The organism is Agrobacterium sp. 22-3639C2 (assembly GCF_053522105.1).
The window spans coordinates 598,175-617,435 of record NZ_JBNWDB010000004.1 but is presented as its reverse complement, the minus strand read 5'-3'; the positions used below and the strand labels follow the sequence as shown (position 1 = coordinate 617,435).

Sequence of the window (19,261 nt, the reverse complement as noted above, 5' to 3'; positions counted from 1 at the left end):
TTAAATGACGGAATAGAAATTTCCCAAGAAGTTGAAAGGACTTGATTATGACCACAAAGCCTACGCTCATGGATATTGATGCTCAAATCGAGAAGCTTCGCGAACGACGAAAAACTTTAATAGTAAAATCAGCTGATCGTTTCGCGCGTGCGGCGACGAAGTCGGGATTGGCGGAGATGGAGATCGCTGACGAGGAGGTGGATCGCATCTTCGACGAGATCGCAGCGCGATTTCGCAACGGCGAGAAGAAGCAGGCCGCTGGCTCACCTGCTTCGCCGCGTGGACAGGCAAATGGAGCGACTGGTTCGGAAACGGAGGCTCCACATGACAGCTGACCGAAAGAAGGGAGCGAGAGAAAAGTTCTTGCTCGGTGACATTGTCGTTCGCGCGGGCCTGTCGGACGCCGATCGGGCTTTCCTGCTTGGCGGACTTCTCGAAATGAAGCGGGTCGTGCAGGGGACACCTGAACATCGGCGTCTGTGCGATATCGGAGAGCTGGCCTTCAGGGATGCGGCATCCAACGGCGGGTTAGAACGCTTTTTGAAGGTGGCGGAATGAAGGGAAAGGCCAAACAGCATCCGAGCCTGTTGCTTATCACCATTCCCATCGCCGTCACCGGATTTTCCTTTTACGTCGCCCACTGGCGTTGGCCTGAATTGGCCGCCGGCATCACAGGCAAGACGCAATACTGGTTCCTTCGGGCGTCACCGTTGCCCGTCCTTTTGTTCGGGCCGCTGGCTGGATTGCTGGCAGTTTGGGCGCTGCCCCTCCATCGGCGAAGGCCCGTGGCATTGGCAAGCTTTCTATGCTTTTTCCTGGTGGCCGGCTTTTACGGGATGCGCGAGTTCGGTCGGCTTCAGCCGCTCGTAGAGAGCGGTGTGCTGACCTGGGATCGGGCGCCGTCTTTCGTCGACATGATTGCGGTCATTGGCGCAGCGATGGGGTTCATGGCGGCCGCGGTCGCGGCGCGCATCTCCAGCGTCGTGCCCGAACAGGTGACGCGCGCCAGGCGCGGAACATTCGGAGATGCAGACTGGCTGCCGATGTCGGCGGCGGCACGGCTGTTTCCCGATGATGGTGAAATCGTTATCGGTGAGCGCTACAGGGTCGACAAGGAACTCGTCCATGAGCTGCCGTTCGATCCAAACGATCCGGCCACCTGGGGACGCGGTGGCAAAGCCCCGCTGCTGACCTACGCCCAGGATTTCGATTCGACCCACATGCTTTTCTTCGCAGGCTCTGGTGGCTTCAAGACCACCAGCAACGTCGTGCCGACGGCGCTCAGATATACGGGTCCGCTCATTTGCCTGGATCCGTCCACCGAGGTGGCCCCGATGGTCGTTGACCACCGAAGAGATAAACTCGACCGAGAGGTTGTTGTGCTCGATCCGGCAAATCCGGTCATGGGATTTAACGTGCTCGACGGCATCGAGCACTCGCTAAAAAAGGAAGAGGACATTGTCGGCATCGCGCACATGTTGCTCTCGGAAAGCGTACGCTTCGAATCGTCGACCGGCTCTTACTTCCAATCGCAGGCGCACAATCTGCTGACTGGTCTTCTGGCGCATGTGATGCTGTCACCGGAATATGCAGGACGGCGAAATCTGCGCAGCCTGCGCCAGATCGTCTCCGAGCCGGAAACCTCCGTGCTCGCCATGCTGCGCGACGTACAGGAACACTCTGCGTCCCCCTTCATCCGCGAAACGCTCGGCGTCTTTGTTAACATGACCGAGCAAACTTTCTCAGGCGTCTATTCGACGGCATCGAAGGATACGCAATGGCTGTCGCTCGATAATTACGCGGCACTGGTTTGCGGCAACACGTTCAAATCGAGCGAGATCGCTGGCGGAAAGAAAGACGTCTTTATCAATATCCCCGCATCGATCCTGCGGTCCTATCCCGGTATCGGTCGGGTGATCATCGGCTCGCTGATCAACGCGATGATAGAAGCGGATGGTGCGTTCACGAGGCGAGCGTTGTTCATTTTGGACGAAGTCGATCTGCTTGGCTACATGCGCGTGCTTGAAGAGGCGCGCGATCGCGGTCGCAAGTATGGCGTTAGCATGATGCTGATGTACCAGTCCGTCGGGCAACTGGAACGGCACTTCGGAAAAGACGGTGCGGTGTCGTGGATCGACGGCTGCGCTTTCGCGAGTTACGCCGCGATCAAGGCACTGGATACCGCCCGCAACGTCTCTGCCCAATGTGGAGAAATGACCGTCGAAGTCAAAGGCAGTTCTCGCAATCTCGGCTGGGGTACGAAAAACAGGGCGTCGCGGAAATCCGAAAGCATCACTTTCCAGCGCCGGCCGCTCATTATGCCGCACGAAATCACCCAATCGATGCGCAAGGACGAGCAGATCATCATCGTTCAGGGCCACAGTCCGATCCGCTGCGGACGGGCGATCTATTTCAGGCGGAAGGACATGGATAGGCACGCCAGGCCCAACAGGTTTGCCAAGCTGGGACCTTGACGGCTCAGGCGTTTTCTTGCGGACCATATTCGACTTCTATTGGCCATTTCGTTGCCTTCATCAGCGCCATTGCCGCGTCGATCGCCTTCTAGCGCTTCGATCAGGTCGTTGTGTCTCGTTGAAGGATGAGCATGGACACCGAAGCATTGACGATGTGCTAGCTCAACCCGTCCTAGTGCGTCTCCAGTGTAGATGACAGATGCTCCTGTATCGTAGTCGTCGCGGTCGCCGCAATGGATGCCATTTGATCCTCCTTTTTCGAAAACGTGCGATGCCTGAACATGGACCGACTGACGATTGAAAGCGAGGACAGCTCGCCATCTGATTTACCGGCTGTGCTCACCTTGACGATCGCGCCCGGACGTACCGTTCAGACCGGGAAGCTTGAGCGTCAGGATGATCGGACACTGCCGAAACCGCAACAGGCATCCATCACAGAAATGAATCGGACGCGACCTCTCGATTCATAAGTCTCGTTGGACCAGATCGCGAGCATCGCCGATCATGCGGGGATGGGAACACACCACTACCAGCTTTATTGCCAGAGGATCGATGCCACCAGGAACATGGCCCGATATTACGCGCTTGCGATCCGGCCAACCCTTTTCGGGGAAATAGCCGTCGTGCGAAGCTGGGGACGGATCGGCAAGGCGGGCGGGGAGATGACCGAGGTGTTCGGCAATGAGAATGATGCGATATCGCGCTTCCTCGAACTGGTACTGCAGAAGCGCAAAAGGGGCTATCAACCGGCAAGAAGCTGTGGAAACCCCTGCAGGAGCGCCACTCTAAGGACAACGCCGCATGACAACGTAACGATCGCCTGAAAGGGTTTTCCCGTCTTTAACGAGGAAACCGTCATGACCACAACCAATGAAATCGCCGAAAAGATCGCATCCGAACAGAACCTGACCAAAGCCCAGGCGAAATCGATCGTCGAAACCGTCTTCGCGTCGATCACGACGGCAGCCACGTCCGGAGCGGAAACATCTATCCCGGGATTCGGCAAGTTCAAGATCAAGGATACCCCGGAGCGTGAGGCTCGCAATCCGGCAACCGGCGCCACCATCAAGGTTGCCGCTGCGAAGAAGCTTACGTTCCAGCCTGCCAAAGCACTGAAAGATGTGCTGAACAAGTGAGCCGCGCCGCGGTAAGCGGGGTCATCAGGGGGAGCCGCCAAAGGCAGACGGCGCAGCGTCATCGGCGCTGCTTGCCATCACGCTTAAGCTGATCTCGATCTCGATGGCAATCGGACGGTGGTGGCAGCATTGCGGGTGTATACCACCCTCAGAAGGGCGGCACGGCGTCAACGGAACCGTCCTGCTCGGCCATGATAACGGCCAGTTCGGCCAGAGCCAGTTCCAGCTCCGCGGCAATCTGGCGACGCTCGTCTGGGTGGCAATGGTTCATCTCGGCGCGCAGTTCTTCGATATGTTGTTCCAGTAGCATCGTCATCTCCTTGACGTTTGAGAAAGATGACGCCGCGGGGCGTGAGGAAATGACGGGGTCAGGGATCGCGTCGGCGACCGCCAGAGGCGGCGAGTGGGGTGCCGGTTTTGTTGAAGCGCAGGGAACCGGAGCGGAAGCAAAATCGGGGGGCCACGCGAAGTCCTTGAGGCCGGCATTTGCTCGCGGCACGATTGGTCACTCTGAGCAGACCCCGCCTGTCCGTATCGCGACCGGAAGAAGAAGCGGGCTAGATGCCCGGTTCCTTCTTGGTTTGAACAAGGGAAAAGCCCCGCCGTTTCCGGCAGGGCTTCGTCTTTGATCAGGCGTCGCGCTTCGGGCGGTTCCAGACCAACGTATAGTCACCTTCCCTCTCGGTCGGCCAAAGTGCCGCATTGATCGGGGCCGGAAAGCTCGGATCGTCGAGCTTGACCGAGATGTAGGGCTCTCCGTCGCCGGAAACCTGGCTCCAGGCGGCGCCGACTTCTGCCGCTCCGGACATGATCCGGAAGTCGGGAGCGTCGCGGGATGTGCGTTCGATCGGGTTCAGGCGGGCCTTCATGGAGGCCGTCAGAGTGCGTACGTGGCCGAGGATGGTGTTGCCGTTGGTGGTGAATTCGCCGATGACTGCCATTGTCGTGATCCTTTCGGTTTGATCGGGCCGCGACCATCGCGTCCTCGATGACTGTCGATTTGATCGGGACGATCGGACCGCATCCTTAAGGGACCGGAATGCAATGGAGGGCGGCGGGAGACGGCTTTCTTGGACCGCGAGGAATGCGAACGCAGGTCGCAGGGGAAGAAAGGGGGCGATGCCGTTGCGGGAGAACGATCGAGGCGCAGCCGCTCTTCGATCAGACATGTCAAATCGAGGCCGCGTTGGCCGCGCCACTTGCTATGCCCGAATGGATGGCAACAATGGCCACATCGATCGTTTGGGAATTTGCCGGGCCAATGCGACAAGTCCGAGGAGCGTCGCCGAACTTTCCTTCTCGATGGCGGCTCCGGTTTTCGATCGGGCACATGTCGCCCATGCTTGCTCGTATCCGCAAGAATGACCTGTTGCTGATGCGCAACGCATGAGGGCCAGTCGCAGCAAAACTGGCTCGCGCCCGCACGGAACAAGATCGCCTTCGCTTTCCTCCCGAACGGTCAATCCGCGCTGCCCGGATTCAGATTTTGGGAGCAGCACCAAAGGACGCTCCAAAAAGAGAGGAGCGCTATGACACTGCCTCCCTCGTCGCGCAGGCATCCGCCCTTGGCTGAAGACCGTGGAGATAATTGACCGCCCGCTGCGCATGCGCGGCCGCCTGGAAAATTGCCCGTTTGTCGTTGGCCAGCACCGAGATCCATGACTGCAGATAGGACGCGTGATCCGGCCGCGGCTCAAGTTCCGGCGCGATACCGAGGTCAGCGCAGAGGAAGCAACTGCCAAGTTCGGCAATGAGTTCTTCCCGCGCCCGCTCCGTCCGGTCCTTGGCATAGCGCGACAGGTCACGTCCCACGCGATGTTCTGCCGCCGTCCAGTGGGTCGCCTCATGGCTGAGGACTGCCGCATACCCGGCGGCATCGCGGAAGGCTTCGAACGGTGGCATCTGGATATAGTCCATGGCCGGAGAATAGTATGCCTGGTTGCCGCCGTGCCGAATGACTGCACCGGTATTGCGGAAGAACTCGTCCGCGTGACCGATGCGCTCGATCGGGCTCAGGAGCGGTTCGGGTACGCCATGATAGTGGTCAGGCAGGCCGTCGATCTGCGCCACGTTGAACACCGTGTACGATTTAAGGAACGGAATATCGCGCTCCACCTCGCCGCCATTGCTGTCGGTCTCCGACTTGGTGAAGCGGCTTGCATAGATGACCGTCGTTCCGGTCTCGCCCTTGCGAACAGCTCCATCCAGCTGCAAGGCCTGTTTGAACGTCATCCATGTCGGCGAGACATAGCCCCTCGCTGTGCTCTCCGACCACAACAGCAGCACGTTGAGACCGCTATAGGCTTCGCCGTTGTGGCGCAGCGGCCGGGTGATCCGTCCGGTCGTGTTTGCGGCCGACCAGGGCTTCATCCACGGACGGACGCCTTTTTCCAGATCCGCAACGATCCTGTCGGTGATCCCCGCATAGAGATCGGCGCGCTCGCCCTGCCCTTTTCTTTTCATATCCTTGAACCTCCGTTTTCGGAGGTCGCGACCATCGCGACCCCGTCACGTCGGTCAAAAGCCGGGGAGATCAGGGATGAGCGCACGCGGAACGCGCCGTAACAACGTGAAGGAGGGCGAAGCCCTTGCGCGAGACCCTCGGCCCGGCAGACCGAAGGCGGGACGGGGTAGCAATGGACAGATTACCGATCTTCATCCGCAGCCAATGCGAGGGCTTCGCCAGCAAGACCACTTTCTGCCGCACGGCAGCGGACGGAATCTTAGCAACGGCGCGGTTGAGGTTGGGACCTTCTGTCGACGCATTGAAGTCGCGTCCCGTCGTAGATTCGAGGTGGTGGCCGGCACAGGCCCTCGTGACTTCGAGCTGACGAGAACAGGACACCTTCGTCGACGTGAACAAAGGCGTGGCCGGAGCCCCGCCGTGATGGATGTTATTCGAAGGCTGACAGCTGGACTGCTGCCGCCTTGCGGTCGAGCGTCTGGCCGGGATTTTCGACCGGCCGGTCGAAGGGTTTCCATGTTTCGCCCACCACCTGCTCATAGGCTGCGACAGCGCCGACGGCCGCCATTCTGAGCGCATGTGCCTGGATGCCCATGTCGGCTGCGAATTCGCGCTTGCGCTGGGCGGCGCTCTCATAGCCGACCGGACCGTCGAGATCCTCGTCGCGGGCATCCGCAGCGCTCTTGGCGGTGGCGTTCCGCGCCTCGGTGACGGCGCGGGAGTAGAACTGGCCGGCGCCATGGGCCGATCCGACATAGGCCCCGACGATGCGCTGCAGATGGATCTGCATCGCCCGGTCGCCAAGGCCATCGGAAAGTGCGGTGGCGGTTTCGACGATCAGGCGCTCGTGCATGTCACGGATGCCGTCGCTGTCGACAATGGCGGTCCCGAAGCTTTCGGCGATCCGAAGCGCCTGTGTTTCATCGGGGCATGAAAGGCGGACCATTTCGAGGGTGGCGCCTCTGCGCAGCGGCACGACGCGGGCGGATTGGCGGATTGATTGACGGGATTGGGTTGCTGACTTTGCCATGGTGGTCTCCTTTGCTTCGCCGAAGTGTCGGCCCCCTGGCCGTTCTGTCCTTCGGTGCGGTCGAAAGGAACAGGCGCAATCCGGGCGGATCAGGGCCCGGGCAGGCCAGATCGAGCGAAGCAGGCAGGCGGTCAAGCAGGGGTGACAAGCCCTTGCGAAGCCCGCGTGCCTGCTTTGTCGAGAGCGGCATGGACCGGCCGCCCCGCGGCGCGACAGCGGCCTTGAACCGAACGGGCGCCGGTTCAGACGCCACGAAACCGAAGGACGGAACGGCCAGAGGCAAACCTCGGATGCTGAAGCTGAGAGGAAACCACGCTAGACCTGCGCCAGGCCGCGCCGATCCAACGTCCAAGCCGCAGCTTGCCCAGTCATCACAACCGCCGACGTCACTATCGGCTCGTGGTCCCGTTTGGCCTGAGCCACCCGGCAGATGTGCACGGGCACGCAATGATGCGATTGCATCCTCCTGTCGCGCGAGCGTTCACGAAAGTCCATCGACGGAGGAATTATGCCGCATAACCGAGACAATCGTCCGCAGTGCGCGACCAAATATGTTCCAGCTTCTCGTCGTGCGTCATCACAAGGGAGGGCCTGGATTCGCGTTCGATGACAGCGCTTTGCATGCGTTCGGGCGAGCTCTTGTCGGCCAGGTCGCAATAACCGCGGAAGTGCCAGAGGCACCCGTCGACCGGCAGAGAGAAGAGGATGCTGGTGACCAAACGGGTCGGGAATTCGCGCATGGCGAATATCCCGGCCTTGATCGAGAGCGGCGGCAGTATCTCAAATGTGTAGTCGTGGGATGCGTCGGCGATCTCGAACCATTCGCCACTGTAGAGCGCGCTGTCGTCCCACTCCCATACATGCTCAGCCTCGTTCGGTAATGATCGCGCTGATGTGGCACCCATGGCTGCACGCCAACTCTACTGTTTTCCAAAAAAATGCTGCGGGGGCCCTCGAGGGACGCCAAGCGGCGCGGCTCCCGGGATAGCGAAAAATCACTGAAAATTCCTGCTCTTCACCTTCAGCGTATCGATATGAAGATCAGGCGTGAACATATCCCGCGGGACGACCGGCCTCGGCCGATCGCGAGAGTCCGGCCCACCGCCCCCATGGGCAAACTCATCGCCTCGCCCCGTTGGCAGCCTGAATTCGACATCCCGATCGGCTAGGCCAACGAGATCGCCTGACAGATCGAATAGTTGCTGCGCGACAAGGTGCACGACCTCCCCTTCCCGCTGAATCCGCCCATTGATTGCCATCATCGAGGATCCGAGCACCACTCGCCGGCGCTTCTCGAACAGTGACGGCCAGACGACGATGTTGGCAGGGCCTGTTTCGTCCTCGATGGTGATGAACATGACCCCCTTGGCAGACCCGGGCTTCTGGCGCACCAGCACCAGACCTGCAGTATAAACCCATCGCCCATCCCGAGCATTCATCGCCTCCGCACAGGAGATGATGTTGCGTGCCGACAGGTCCCTGCGCAGGAACGCAACCGGATGCTGCCGTAGCGTCAAGCCCGTATGGCTGTAATCTTCGATGACGTTGTGCCCGTCCGTCATCTGCCGAAGGGCGACCTCCGGCTCCTGCTGCTCAGCAATTGCCGCCATCTCGCGCTCAGTCGCGGCGGCAAACAACGGCAATGGCTCATCACGCAGCGCCTTGATGGCCCAGAGCGCGTCGCGCCTCTCGAGTTCGAGCGATGGCAGAAAGGCATCGGCCTCTGCCAGCTGGACAAGGGCCTCCGTCGGCACGCTGGACCGGCGCCATATGTCATCGACGGATAAGAAAGGACTATTCATGCGTGCCGTCACGATCCGCGCTGCGTCAGCGACAGCCAGTCCCTTCACCTGCCGAAATCCAAGCCGGACAGCATGCCGACCGGTGCTGCCGATTTTTTCCAGCGTGCAGTCCCAGCGCGAGCGGTTGACGCACACAGGTCGCACCTCGACGCCATGCTTGATCGCATCACCGACGATCTGGGCTGGAGCATAAAAACCCATCGGCTGACTGTTGAGAAGGGCGGCACAAAAGACATCCGGGTAATGGCACTTGATGTAGTTCGATGCATAGGCGATCAGCGCGAAAGATGCCGCGTGACTTTCCGGAAAACCGTAGCTGCCGAAACCTTCGAGCTGGGAAAAGGTCTTTTCGGCGAACTCCGCCGAATAACCGTTCTTGACCATGCCGGAGACGAGTTTTTCCTTGAAGCGGGAGACCCCGCCGGTGAACTTGAAGGTAGCCATCGACTTGCGCAGCTGGTCGGCCTCGCCACCGGTAAAACCGGCGCAGACCATGGCGACGCGCATGGCGCTCTCCTGAAACAGCGGCACGCCCAGCGTCTTGCCGAGCACGGCCTCAAGCTCGGGTGTGGGATACTCTACCGGCTCCTTGCCTTCGCGGCGGCGAAGATAGGGATGCACCATGTCGCCCTGGATAGGACCGGGCCGGACGATCGCCACCTGCACGACGAGATCATAGAAGGTGCGTGGTTTCAGGCGCGGCAACATCGCCATCTGCGCGCGGCTTTCGATCTGGAAGGTCCCGAGCGTATCGGCCTTTCGGATCATTGCGTAGGTGGCTGCGTCTTCCTGCTGGATCGTAGCCAGATCGAGATCCTCGCCCTTATCCTCACGGATGAGATGAAATGCCTTTGCCATGCAGGTGAGCATGCCGAGTGCGAGCACATCCACCTTCATGAACTTCAGCGCCTCGACATCATCCTTGTCCCACTCGATGATCTGGCGGTCCTTCATCGTTGCCGGTTCGATCGGCACGAGATCGTCCAGCCGGTCATGGGTGAGGACAAAGCCGCCAGGATGCTGGCCAAGATGGCGCGGCGCCCCCATCAGTTGCTGCGCCAGTTTCAGGGTGAGCGCTAAGCGCCGGTCGTCGGGGTTGAGGTTGAGTTCCCGGATATTTCGGTCGGGCACTTCCTCCGACCAGGACCACATGCCTGATGATAGCGCCTTGATCACGTCTTCCGGCAGGCCGAGCGCCTTGCCGACATCGCGGATCGCTCCCTTGGCACGATACCGCGTAACGGTGGCGCAGAGGGCTGCCTTGTCATGTCGGTAGGTCTTGTAGATCCATTGGATGACCTCCTCGCGCCGTTCATGCTCGAAGTCGACATCGATATCCGGCGGTTCGTCGCGCTCCTGGCTGACGAAACGCTCGAACAGGAGGTCGTTGGTCGAGGGATCGATAGAGGTAATGCCAAGAATATAGCAGACGGCGCTGTTGGCCGCCGATCCCCTGCCCTGACAGAGAATGCCCTGGCTTCTGGCGAAGCGCACGATCGAAAACACGGTGAGGAAATACGGCGCGTATTTCATGGTGCGGATGAGATCGAGCTCGTGCCGAACGGTCTTTAAAACATCCGGTGGCAGGCCTTCCGGATAACGGTCAGGCGCGCATTCCCAGACATAATGCTCCAGCGAGGCCTGCGCATCCTTGCCCGGCACAATGGCTTCCTCCGGGTACTGGTAGGTCAGTTCCTCAAGCGAGAACTTGCAACGACGCACGATCTCCATGCTTCGTGCCAGGGCCTCCGGATAGCGCGGAAATAGGCGAGCCATTTCTTCCGGAGGCTTCAGATATCGGTCGGCATGACGCTCTCGCTCGAAGCCGACATCGTCGATCGTGGTATTATGCCTGATGCAGGTGACGATGTCCTGCAACTGCCGCCGACCCGGCTCATGAAACAGCACGTCATTGGTGACGACGGTTTTGACCCTGAACCGTGCCGCCATGTTGGAAATCTCATGGAGCCGCATCTGGTCGTTGGGTCGCCGGCGCAGGCACAGCGATACATAGGCTCGATCACCAAAAACGTGCGCCAACTTGCGAAGCTGCACGGCGCATGTGGCGTCCGGCAGATCCGGCACCAGAATGCCGATCATGCCTTCCGAGTAAGCCATGACATCGTCCCAGTGCAGAATGCAGTTGTTCTTGCCGCCGCGCGACTTGCCAAGCGTGATGAGCCGGGTCAGCCGCGAATATGCCGGACGATCCATCGGATAGACCAGCAACGACCTACCGTCGGCGAGGTCGAGGCGACAGCCAACGACGAGGCGGAGACCCGTCGCTCGGGATGCTTCAAGGGCGCGGACGATGCCTGCGAGCGAATTACGATCGACGACGCCGATCGCACTGAACCCAAGGAGTTTTGCAGTATCAAACAACTCCTGCGCCGACGAGGCACCACGCAGAAACGAAAAATGTGTCGTGACCTGGAGCTCGGCATAGCTCATGCGAATATCCCGTGGCAGAACCAGCGGTGTGACCCGGTTTCCGGATCAATACCGTCGCCGGAGCGGAACACCCACAAGCGCTCGCCTGCTTCATCCTCGATGACGAAATAGTCGCGCACGGCGTCCATTTCGGCATCTCGCTGCCACCATTCCCCGAAAATGCGTTCCGGGCCGTCGGCACGTTTGACCTTGCGGCGTTTGCCACGCCAGACGATGGAGACTGGGGGCCGGTCCGGCATCAGCGCGATCGCCTCGATCAACTCAGGTCTCGGCAAGAGACGAACGGGGCGGCGCCAATGGCTGACCCAGGCAACGGCGATCGGTTCGGCGACGGGGCTGATGCGCTGGACAGAGCGTTCCGGCACATCGGAGGCGACCGGTGCGACGCGATAGACCCTCTGCCCCCGGTTTCCATAGAGGTCGATCAGCGGCGTGACATCAGTGACCTCATCCTCGACCAGAGCAGAGGCTTTCTGAGCCTCCTTAAGAGGCTCGGCTATCACGGCGAGCAGGATCAGCTTTTCGATCCCGAAGCCCGGCTCGATCTTTTCCGTCCGGTCCCGAAACAGTTTTGTCAGCCAAGCGACATCTCGGGCGGGCCTGGCGGTTCCGGCGCGGATGGCCTGTCTCGTGCCATCGACCTTCTCGACGATCAGGTCGGCACGGCGAACGCCAAGCCCGCGCTGCTGGAGTTCGTCAACGAGTTGGACGACCAGACGGCCAACATATTTATTGATTGTTTCCGCAGTCCCGATCGGTTCGGCGAAGGCCTTGGAGACTTCAACCAGCTCTGCGGTCCGGATCGGTTCGATCGGCTCGGCGACACGACAGAGCATCTGGTCGAGACGGCGGCCGACCTCCGGACCGAAGCGCAATGTCAGCGGCGCCCGCGGGGTGTTGGCAAGCTCGCCGATTGTCTGGAAACCGAGAATGCGCAGATCAGAGACGATCTTTGACGGCAGGCGCAGAAGCGAAATCGGCAGTTTTTCGACGGCACCGGCCGTCTCGCCCGGAGGAACGACAATCGTTTCGCGATTGATTGCGCGGGCGCAAGCATGGGCAGCACCCCAGCTGTCGGCAACCGCCACGCGCGCCGTCAGTTTTCGGGCAAGAAACTGGTTGGCGATCTTCGTCACCATCGGCAGTTCACCACCCTGCAGATGATCGGCGCCTTCCGTATCCATGACGATACCATCAATCCCGTCGACGGCGACGATCGGCGAATAGATCGTCAGCGCCCAGAGCGTGATGCGCTCGAGCGCGGCTTGATCGGCTTGCGAATCTGCGTCAACCAGCATCAGGCCGCGAAACAGCGACTGCGCCTTTGCCGCCGCCATGCCGGCATGCACGCCCGCCTTTCTGGCAGCCGGATCGGCGGCAGACACCCATCGCTTCGAACCGCTTCTCGCGATCACGGCGATTGGCTGTTCAGGCGGAATAGACGGATCGGCCCGACGAATGCGATCCGTCGGCAGATCCGGAAGATAGATCGAGACGACCCTTGTCATCGCACGCCCTCACGAGAAACTCAGCACACTCACCCGCTTTCACGCGCATCAATTCCAGAAACCATTGAGGCCTGCCCACCCCCGGTACCGGCAACTCCTCTGACGGCATTACGCTGACACGCCATCGCGTGGTCGAGGCCGTCGGCTGCCCAAAGTCATTGGCCTCCGTCTGTCGCCGCCATCGGCGGACCGCGAGCGCCATGGTCCCGGTTCGCTCGGCTGCAAGCTGCAGGCGGCGGGAACTGACCATAGGCAGGCGAACAAGTTCACCAACGACGGCACCAAGTCCGCCGAAGGAAAGGCCCTCCTCCATATTGGCCAGCACATCCTCTTCCTTGTCGGATTCAACAAAGATGACGCGGTCGGGATGCAGACCCACATGGGCAAGAGCTGGAAAAAAAAGATCCGGCCGCGTCAGACACCAGATGACGGGGCCTTTTGTTCTTGCGGCAATGCCGGCAACACAAAGGGCGGCCGCTGCACCATCGACAGTACCGGAGCCACCGCCTGCAAACTCGTGCAGCGCTCCATAGGCGAGGCCCCCGCCAGGCAAGGCCGCATCGATCTCGGAAACGCCAAAAGAAAGTGTTCCGGCCCGCTTCGCGGATACCCCTTCCATCGACGCGATGCGATCTCGCAAGTCACAAATCACCCTCTGACGGGCAGCACTCATCGTTCACGGCTCCCTTCAAGGTCGTGTTCAAAGGATCGACATTATGTCGTACAGGCCATATGTTCATTGTTTGTTCTCGTAGTGCAAAAGAGTCAAGCACCACAAAGTTGAGGAATATTATCCCAGTATTAGCAAAGTCGAAGATTCGAAAAGGATTCAAGGAGGTAAGGGGAAACAGAAATTTTTGCAGCCCTGGCGTCCGTCGGGTTCAAAACGGTGGATAGCGGGGATAGATGAACGGCGTCACAATCTTCTTAAGGTTTTCGTGCTGAACTCGTTTGCATGACGAAGCCACCGAGATCAAAGCCGCTCCTTCGTGATACCGAAGCTCCGCTACGGTCAAAGCCGCGTCGGAAGCGCAATCCCGCACAGCCACAGCTGCTGTTTGATCCGATGCCCGATCGCGTCGAGCCGGCGCTCGCCCAATTGAAGGCGCACCCTCCACAAGGCGACCAATGGAGCTGGGAGCTGAAATGGGATGGCTATCGCCTCGCTATCCATATCGAGCCGACAGGGGTCCGCATCCTCACGCGTGGTGGCCATGACTGGACGCACCGGTTTCCGGCGATCGAGCAGGCTGCCCGGGCGCTTGGTCCGGCAACGATGATCATTGATGGCGAGGCGGTTGTGCTTGACGATGAAGGGCGGCCGGATTTCGGGCTGCTGCAGAAATCGTTGGGTGCGTCTGGAAAGACGGCTGGCAACCGAGCTTCGGACGCCATCCTCTACGCGTTCGATCTTATTTATCTCGACGGCCATGAGCTGCGCAACGTGGAGTACCGTTCGCGCCGGCATCTTCTCGAGGATACGCTGAAGGGGCACGACGGCGCGATCCGCCTTTCGGAAACCATTCACGCCGATCCCGCGATCCTGCTGGAACACGTTGGCAGCCTTGGCCTCGAGGGCATCGTCGGCAAGCAATTGGATCAACCCTATCGCTCCGGCCGGACCGGCGACTGGGTCAAGATCAAGTGCGTTAAGAGCGAAGCCTTCATGGTTGTTGGCTACGAGCCATCGACGACATCGCCCGGCGGCTTCGGCTCTCTGGTGCTTGCTGCCTATCGCGGTGCCGAGCTCATTCATGTCGGGAATGTTGGCACGGGCTTCAGGGACGCCGAGATGACCAGGCTGCGCAAGATGCTCGACAAGCTGCGCTGGAAACGGAAGCAGTTACCTGCATCCTATGCCGATCACGCAGACATTGTCTGGGTCGAGCCGACCCTCATTGCGGAGATCGAGTTCCGGGCGTGGACGGCGGACGGCAAGCTACGCCATGCCTCCTACAAAGGCTTGCGGGAACGGCAAGACAATGCCGACGTTTACAAGCTCGACTAGCGACGCAGGCGGAACTCACCACACAACTGCATTCGGTCGCAACGGAGGAATTGCTGCCATGTGCAATCTATATCGGATGGAAGACAAGGACTGGGTCTCCAAATGGGCTCAGGACGCCGAAAGCCTGATTAACCTGATGCCAGCCTATCAGATGAACCCCGACCAAATGGGGCCGATCGTCCGCAACACGGCGGAAGGCAAGAAGCAGCTTGTGCATGCGCGATGGGGATTACCTTCCCCTCGCTTCGCCTTGGAGAAAGCGGCCAAAGCCAAGGCCGAGAAGCTCGCGGCCAAGGGCAAGCCATTTGATCTCGAGGAGCTGATCCGCATGGAGGCCGACCGCGGCACGACAAACGTGCGTAAGCTCAATTTCCCGCACTGGACGCGATGGTTCGACGTCGAACACAGATGCCTTGTCCCAGTCACCAGCTTCGCCGAACCGGATCCGGCGAGCAGAGAGGAAGGCGGCAATGTGCCCAATGCCTGGTTTGCCCGCGATGACGAGAAATCTTTGATGTTTTTTGCCGGCATCCATGTGCCGCAATGGCAAAGCGTCCGAAAGGTTCGGGACGGGCTCACGACCGACGATCTCTATGGTTTTCTGACCACAGACCCCAACGATCTCGTTAAACCGATCCATGAGAAAGCCATGCCGGTTCTGTTGCTGACGAAAGAGGACACGGACATCTGGATGCGGGCGCCGTGGGACGAGGCAAAACATCTTGTCCGCCCGCTTCAGGACGATGCGTTGATTATTTCGTCGCGAGAACCGTACGGGTCCACCGTCGTGTCGAAATCGGGCGAACCGGTTGACCAAGACTGATTTGTGTAGTGTCTGACCAGGCGGCACTGGCGCCGAGAGGCCGTGGCTGCTCGTATCCCTTTACTGGCACCTGTTACAAGGACGATAGATCGAGACGGCATTTGTGAAGAACTCTCTTAAATAGCTGCTAGCTGGACAGGTCGTGGAGATCGGTAGTGATCGCCGCACCGACTGAAAACTCCGAAAACCGGACATCCAGTCCGCCACGCTCAGGCGTACATGCAGTCAAACCAACGAAATAATGGGAAACTTTAGGAAACGGAGCAAGCCGCAGCAACGGCCAAATGCTCCCATTGGAGGATGCCTGAATACGCATCGTGCCTTCCTTCAATGTGATCCGGATATAGAAATCTTCAAGCTCCTTGAAGGGCTGGGACACTGACCAGTCGGATTTTCCATCGGTGATGACTGTGCTGAGAAACCGTTCGCCATCTGTAAACTCAACGCCTGACTTCACCCATCGATTTTCATCAATGCGCACCATAAGACCGGCCTGATCGTAGAGAGACCGGAATTCGCCTTGGACGCGGACACTCGCTGTGAAACCATCCACGACCATTACACCTAGGAAATGGCCACTGTCGCGCGTGAAGCCGTAATGTGTTTCACGCCAGAAGTCAGTGTTTGCTTCGGTGGTTAAAGAGAGACCCGTCTCGGTGGCTTCCCACACTACAGGTTTATTCAGCCACTCAGCTTCTTTGAGATTAACGTCCACGGCACTGTCTCCGGAATTGCCCTTACATCACTGCTGGTGGGGCTATTGCCCGACTCAACGGATACCCGTGATCATAAACTCGGTAAAGTGAGTGTTGGCCTGCTGCCGGTTTCGTGGACACCAAGTTAAGGTGCTTCCAATGAAACTGGAGTGCATAAATGCAACGAAGGGAGTTCAGCCGCGAGTACAAGCTTGAGGCAGTGAAGTTGGTTAGGGAGCGTGAGGTCACACCCTCACCGAAGCGCTCGGCAAAAATCTTTCGATGGCAGTTGGTAGCACTATAGACAAAGCGCCTGACGGACAGATGCAATGCGATCCGTCGACCCGTACGCGGCAGATCACCGATCACCCGAGGGTAACGGCTATGAACTCGACGGGAAACGGTCCCGCAACGGGGACATATGGAGTCCGTTGACCCGGCGGACGCAGTGACAACGATCGCATCGGTGGCATCATGCATCGATTCAACGTTCAAACTGGCCGGGATCAGGTCGGAAGTCAAAACTGGGCTCGCATGGCGCTGATTCCACTTCGGAAATCACACCAATTGAATCCGAAACATCATCGAGAATGAGTCCGTGCCCAAAAAGATCCCCACGGCCATAGTCGCGACGCGCTGCGTGAAGGATAATGTATTGCGAAGATTGCCAGACATGTTCGTCACCGCCCCTCTGGCATAAACTATGCCACGCAAACGATTTCCGATTGCGTGGCATAGTCCTTGATTGGCGGCGGGGATATCCCCCGCCGATGCTCATGTCGTTGACCGATCGCCGATCAAAACTCCTGCCAGTCGTCCTTTGACGTATCGACAGCAGCGTTACCAGAGAATGCGGATGCAATCTTGCGGCCAAGCGCGCGTACGGGGGATGCTACGTATCTGTCGTTGCCGCCGGCATTGCGAACCGGAGCGGGCTGGCTCTTCTGCTGATAGGCGGTATCGGCGAGCTTGAACTGCGCGAGAAGCTGGTTGAGCGAAGCTACCTCCTTGGCCAGATTGTGGCTGGCGGCGTTGGTCTCTTCCACCATGGCAGCATTTTTCTGCGTGTCCTGGTCCATCTGGTTGACCGCGGTATTGATCTGCTGGAGGCCAGAGGATTGCTCCTGCGCGGATTCCACGATGGAGACGACGTGCCGGTTGATTTCCTGCACTTCCGATACGATCGTCGCCAGTGCCTTGCCGGTGTCGCCCACCAGCTGAACGCCCTGCTGCACCTGATCGTTCGAGGTGGTGATCAGCGCCTTGATTTCCTTGGCCGCATTGGCGGAGCGTTGCGCCAGTTCGCGCACTTCCTGCGCGACAACGGCAAAGCCCTTACCCGCCTCGCCCGCACGCGCGGCTTCTACGCCAGCATTGAGCGCCAGAAGATTGGTCTGGAAGGCGATTTCGTCGATCACGCCGATGATGTTGCTGATCTCGTTGGCGGATTTGGAGATCTGCTCCATGGCGACCACGGCGCGACGTACCACTTCGCCGGATTGTTCGGCACCTGCCTTGGCGCGGCTGACGATCAGGCCGGCCTCCTGCGCGCGCTTGGTGGAATCCTTCACTGTCGTGGTGATCTCTTCCAGAGCGGCAGCGGTCTCCTCAACGGCTGCTGCCTGCTGTTCGGTACGCTTGGCCAGATCGTCGGCGGCCGATTTGATCTCGTTTGCGCCCGCGCCGATGCCACCGGCATTCTGCGCAACCCGGGTCAATGCCGATTGCAGCTTTTCGGCGGACATGTTGAAGTCGTTACGAACACCGTCGAGTGTCGCCGTGAACGGCTGGCCGATGCGGTAGGACACATCGCCATCCGAAAGCTTCGAAAGACCGGTTGCCAGATTGTCGACGGCAAATTTGACGTCGGCAGCTTCCTTGGCCTTCTGCTGCTCGCGCGCGATGCGTTCCTTTTCCGAAAGGCTGCGATTGGCTTCTGTTTCCTGTTCAAGGCGGATGCGCTCGATCGCACTCTCGCGGAACACCTGAACGGCAACCGCCATCTGGCCGACTTCGTCCTTGCGGTCCATGCCATCGATCTCGGCTGCCGTATCGCCGCCTGCCAGCGACACCATACGCTCCCGCAGGCGGGCGATCGGCGTTGTGATGCCACGCGAGGCCACGAAAAGTGCGAGAATGATGCCGGCTGCAAAGCTGATGCCAACCACAACAAGCGAGGTCAGGATCGTGGAATTCGTCTGGCCACTCAGATCGTCGCTGCCTTTTGCAACACCCTTGGTAAGCTTGTCCAGCAACGAGCCTATTTCGTTTCCGGCCGCGCGAATTTGCCCATCAGCCTTCAGGAGTTCCGCCGCGGACTCCTGATTACGATTAGCGGAGCCAAGCTCGACGGCCTTATCCGTGCTTGTGATGATGCTCTGAGATTGTTTGAGCAGTTTGTCGATTGTGGCCGTCTCTTCCGGGAATATGGCCTTGACGTTGTTCAATCGCGAGATCAGTTCGCCTTTGTCGGTATTATACTCGCCTTTGGCGATGGCGAAATCCGGAATGGAGGTGTCGTATGCCATTACCTGATAAGCACCGTAAGCCACCGCCTGAAGATTGCGGTTGGCACGAGAAAGCTCGACAAGCGCGGCATTGTCGCCGGCAATGAACTCTGAATAGAGCGTGTCCGCGTTTTTGTAACGGGCGGACATATATACTGTTGCACCCAGACCGATGATGCAGAGCGGTAAAATGAGCGACAGAATTTTGGTGCGGATACTGGCATTCTGGAGAAATGACACGGATAACCTCAGGGCATGAATACCGCTCCTTCCCCGTGCCGGAGGTGTTCGGCAAGACTGACATTGCACGTCGCGTAACCTCGATCATCAAGGCTTCGGTAGCCGCATCATCGGCTCTGATCG

The 19,261-nt window shown here is 59.4% G+C and carries 17 protein-coding genes and 1 pseudogene; 7 read left to right on the top strand and 11 right to left on the bottom strand.

What is annotated here, in order from left to right:
* Window positions 1-47 precede the first annotated feature (47 nt).
* The 5 genes from ACQZ6D_RS20245 to ACQZ6D_RS20225 all read left to right on the top strand — a co-directional run bounded on the left by ACQZ6D_RS20245 (window position 48) and on the right by ACQZ6D_RS20225 (window position 3,610).
* Entirely contained in the window at window positions 48-335 is a 288-nt protein-coding gene (locus tag ACQZ6D_RS20245) for a TraC family protein (RefSeq protein WP_111801740.1), read from the top strand.
* Window positions 325-558: a conjugal transfer protein TraD gene (locus ACQZ6D_RS20240; protein ID WP_448730161.1), complete on the top strand. Its 234-nt coding sequence runs from the start codon at window positions 325-327 to the stop codon at window positions 556-558. The genes ACQZ6D_RS20245 and ACQZ6D_RS20240 overlap by 11 nt, the downstream gene beginning before the upstream one ends.
* Entirely contained in the window at window positions 555-2,474 is a 1,920-nt protein-coding gene (traG, locus tag ACQZ6D_RS20235; RefSeq protein WP_448730162.1) for a Ti-type conjugative transfer system protein TraG, read from the top strand. Before ACQZ6D_RS20240 ends, traG begins: the two co-directional genes overlap by 4 nt.
* Before the next feature lie 512 nt (window positions 2,475-2,986).
* Complete coding sequence (locus ACQZ6D_RS20230; protein ID WP_031234211.1) at window positions 2,987-3,298, top strand: WGR domain-containing protein; 312 nt, start codon at window positions 2,987-2,989, stop codon at window positions 3,296-3,298.
* Between the two features lie 33 nt (window positions 3,299-3,331).
* A complete protein-coding gene (locus ACQZ6D_RS20225; RefSeq protein WP_003517400.1) occupies window positions 3,332-3,610 on the top strand; it encodes an HU family DNA-binding protein in 279 nt (92 codons plus the stop codon).
* 148 nt (window positions 3,611-3,758) lie between these two features.
* Here the strand turns inward: ACQZ6D_RS20225 and ACQZ6D_RS20220 are convergent, their stop codons facing one another.
* The 8 genes from ACQZ6D_RS20220 to ACQZ6D_RS20185 all read right to left on the bottom strand — a co-directional run bounded on the left by ACQZ6D_RS20220 (window position 3,759) and on the right by ACQZ6D_RS20185 (window position 13,538).
* Complete coding sequence (locus tag ACQZ6D_RS20220) at window positions 3,759-3,920, bottom strand: hypothetical protein (protein WP_019565695.1); 162 nt, start codon at window positions 3,918-3,920, stop codon at window positions 3,759-3,761.
* A 319-nt stretch (window positions 3,921-4,239) separates the two neighbouring features.
* A complete protein-coding gene (locus ACQZ6D_RS20215; protein WP_112178817.1) occupies window positions 4,240-4,551 on the bottom strand; it encodes a DUF736 domain-containing protein in 312 nt (103 codons plus the stop codon).
* 586 nt (window positions 4,552-5,137) lie between these two features.
* Window positions 5,138-6,073 carry an ArdC family protein gene (locus ACQZ6D_RS20210; protein WP_174069273.1) on the bottom strand — a complete coding sequence of 312 codons (936 nt, stop codon included), beginning with the start codon at window positions 6,071-6,073 and terminating at the stop codon, window positions 5,138-5,140.
* A 431-nt stretch (window positions 6,074-6,504) separates the two neighbouring features.
* A complete protein-coding gene (locus tag ACQZ6D_RS20205; protein ID WP_333717757.1) occupies window positions 6,505-7,104 on the bottom strand; it encodes a hypothetical protein in 600 nt (199 codons plus the stop codon).
* 506 nt (window positions 7,105-7,610) lie between these two features.
* Window positions 7,611-8,009, bottom strand: a complete 399-nt coding sequence (locus tag ACQZ6D_RS20200; protein ID WP_127966648.1) for a DUF1419 domain-containing protein — start codon at window positions 8,007-8,009, stop codon at window positions 7,611-7,613.
* A gap of 90 nt (window positions 8,010-8,099) precedes the next feature.
* Window positions 8,100-11,357, bottom strand: coding sequence for an error-prone DNA polymerase (locus ACQZ6D_RS20195; protein WP_448730163.1), 3,258 nt, complete (start codon window positions 11,355-11,357; stop codon window positions 8,100-8,102).
* The gene (locus ACQZ6D_RS20190) at window positions 11,354-12,865 is read right to left on the bottom strand and encodes a Y-family DNA polymerase (RefSeq protein WP_448730164.1); all 1,512 of its coding nucleotides are present in this window, start codon (window positions 12,863-12,865) and stop codon (window positions 11,354-11,356) included. The genes ACQZ6D_RS20195 and ACQZ6D_RS20190 overlap by 4 nt, the downstream gene beginning before the upstream one ends.
* Window positions 12,786-13,538: an ImuA family protein gene (locus ACQZ6D_RS20185; RefSeq protein ID WP_035200997.1), complete on the bottom strand. Its 753-nt coding sequence runs from the start codon at window positions 13,536-13,538 to the stop codon at window positions 12,786-12,788. Before ACQZ6D_RS20185 ends, ACQZ6D_RS20190 begins: the two co-directional genes overlap by 80 nt.
* Before the next feature lie 282 nt (window positions 13,539-13,820).
* On the opposite strand from ACQZ6D_RS20185, the gene ligD reads away from it, so the two are divergent.
* Window positions 13,821-14,873 (top strand): non-homologous end-joining DNA ligase, encoded by a 1,053-nt coding sequence (gene ligD / locus ACQZ6D_RS20180; protein WP_174019589.1) that lies wholly within the window; start codon window positions 13,821-13,823, stop codon window positions 14,871-14,873.
* Between the two features lie 58 nt (window positions 14,874-14,931).
* Window positions 14,932-15,696, top strand: coding sequence for an SOS response-associated peptidase family protein (locus tag ACQZ6D_RS20175; protein ID WP_145167140.1), 765 nt, complete (start codon window positions 14,932-14,934; stop codon window positions 15,694-15,696).
* Window positions 15,697-15,823: 127 nt separating this feature from the next.
* Here ACQZ6D_RS20175 and ACQZ6D_RS20170 read toward each other — a convergent pair whose 3' ends face one another.
* The 3 genes and pseudogenes from ACQZ6D_RS20170 to ACQZ6D_RS20160 form a co-directional block, all read right to left on the bottom strand.
* Complete coding sequence (locus ACQZ6D_RS20170; protein ID WP_065687550.1) at window positions 15,824-16,411, bottom strand: DUF1349 domain-containing protein; 588 nt, start codon at window positions 16,409-16,411, stop codon at window positions 15,824-15,826.
* 340 nt (window positions 16,412-16,751) lie between these two features.
* Window positions 16,752-16,871, bottom strand: a pseudogene (locus tag ACQZ6D_RS20165) (hypothetical protein); the annotation flags it as partial.
* Between the two features lie 317 nt (window positions 16,872-17,188).
* Window positions 17,189-19,138: a methyl-accepting chemotaxis protein gene (locus tag ACQZ6D_RS20160; protein WP_145167096.1), complete on the bottom strand. Its 1,950-nt coding sequence runs from the start codon at window positions 19,136-19,138 to the stop codon at window positions 17,189-17,191.
* Between the last annotated feature and the right edge of the window lie 123 nt (window positions 19,139-19,261).

Excerpts from the sequence above, each read along its gene's own strand:
- ACQZ6D_RS20175 (WP_145167140.1), top strand. The coding sequence starts at position 14,932 with ATGTGCAATCTATATCGGATGGAAGACAAGGACTGGGTCTCCAAATGG.
- ACQZ6D_RS20245 (WP_111801740.1), top strand. The coding sequence starts at position 48 with ATGACCACAAAGCCTACGCTCATGGATATTGATGCTCAAATCGAGAAG.
- ACQZ6D_RS20185 (WP_035200997.1), bottom strand. The coding sequence starts at position 13,538 with ATGAGTGCTGCCCGTCAGAGGGTGATTTGTGACTTGCGAGATCGCATC.
- ACQZ6D_RS20190 (WP_448730164.1), bottom strand. The coding sequence starts at position 12,865 with ATGACAAGGGTCGTCTCGATCTATCTTCCGGATCTGCCGACGGATCGC.
- ACQZ6D_RS20210 (WP_174069273.1), bottom strand. The coding sequence starts at position 6,073 with ATGAAAAGAAAAGGGCAGGGCGAGCGCGCCGATCTCTATGCGGGGATC.
- ACQZ6D_RS20230 (WP_031234211.1), top strand. The coding sequence starts at position 2,987 with ATGGGAACACACCACTACCAGCTTTATTGCCAGAGGATCGATGCCACC.
- ACQZ6D_RS20215 (WP_112178817.1), bottom strand. The coding sequence starts at position 4,551 with ATGGCAGTCATCGGCGAATTCACCACCAACGGCAACACCATCCTCGGC.
- ACQZ6D_RS20240 (WP_448730161.1), top strand. The coding sequence starts at position 325 with ATGACAGCTGACCGAAAGAAGGGAGCGAGAGAAAAGTTCTTGCTCGGT.
- ACQZ6D_RS20195 (WP_448730163.1), bottom strand. The coding sequence starts at position 11,357 with ATGAGCTATGCCGAGCTCCAGGTCACGACACATTTTTCGTTTCTGCGT.
- ACQZ6D_RS20205 (WP_333717757.1), bottom strand. The coding sequence starts at position 7,104 with ATGGCAAAGTCAGCAACCCAATCCCGTCAATCAATCCGCCAATCCGCC.
- ligD (WP_174019589.1), top strand. The coding sequence starts at position 13,821 with ATGACGAAGCCACCGAGATCAAAGCCGCTCCTTCGTGATACCGAAGCT.
- ACQZ6D_RS20200 (WP_127966648.1), bottom strand. The coding sequence starts at position 8,009 with ATGGGTGCCACATCAGCGCGATCATTACCGAACGAGGCTGAGCATGTA.
- ACQZ6D_RS20225 (WP_003517400.1), top strand. The coding sequence starts at position 3,332 with ATGACCACAACCAATGAAATCGCCGAAAAGATCGCATCCGAACAGAAC.
- ACQZ6D_RS20220 (WP_019565695.1), bottom strand. The coding sequence starts at position 3,920 with ATGCTACTGGAACAACATATCGAAGAACTGCGCGCCGAGATGAACCAT.
- traG (WP_448730162.1), top strand. The coding sequence starts at position 555 with ATGAAGGGAAAGGCCAAACAGCATCCGAGCCTGTTGCTTATCACCATT.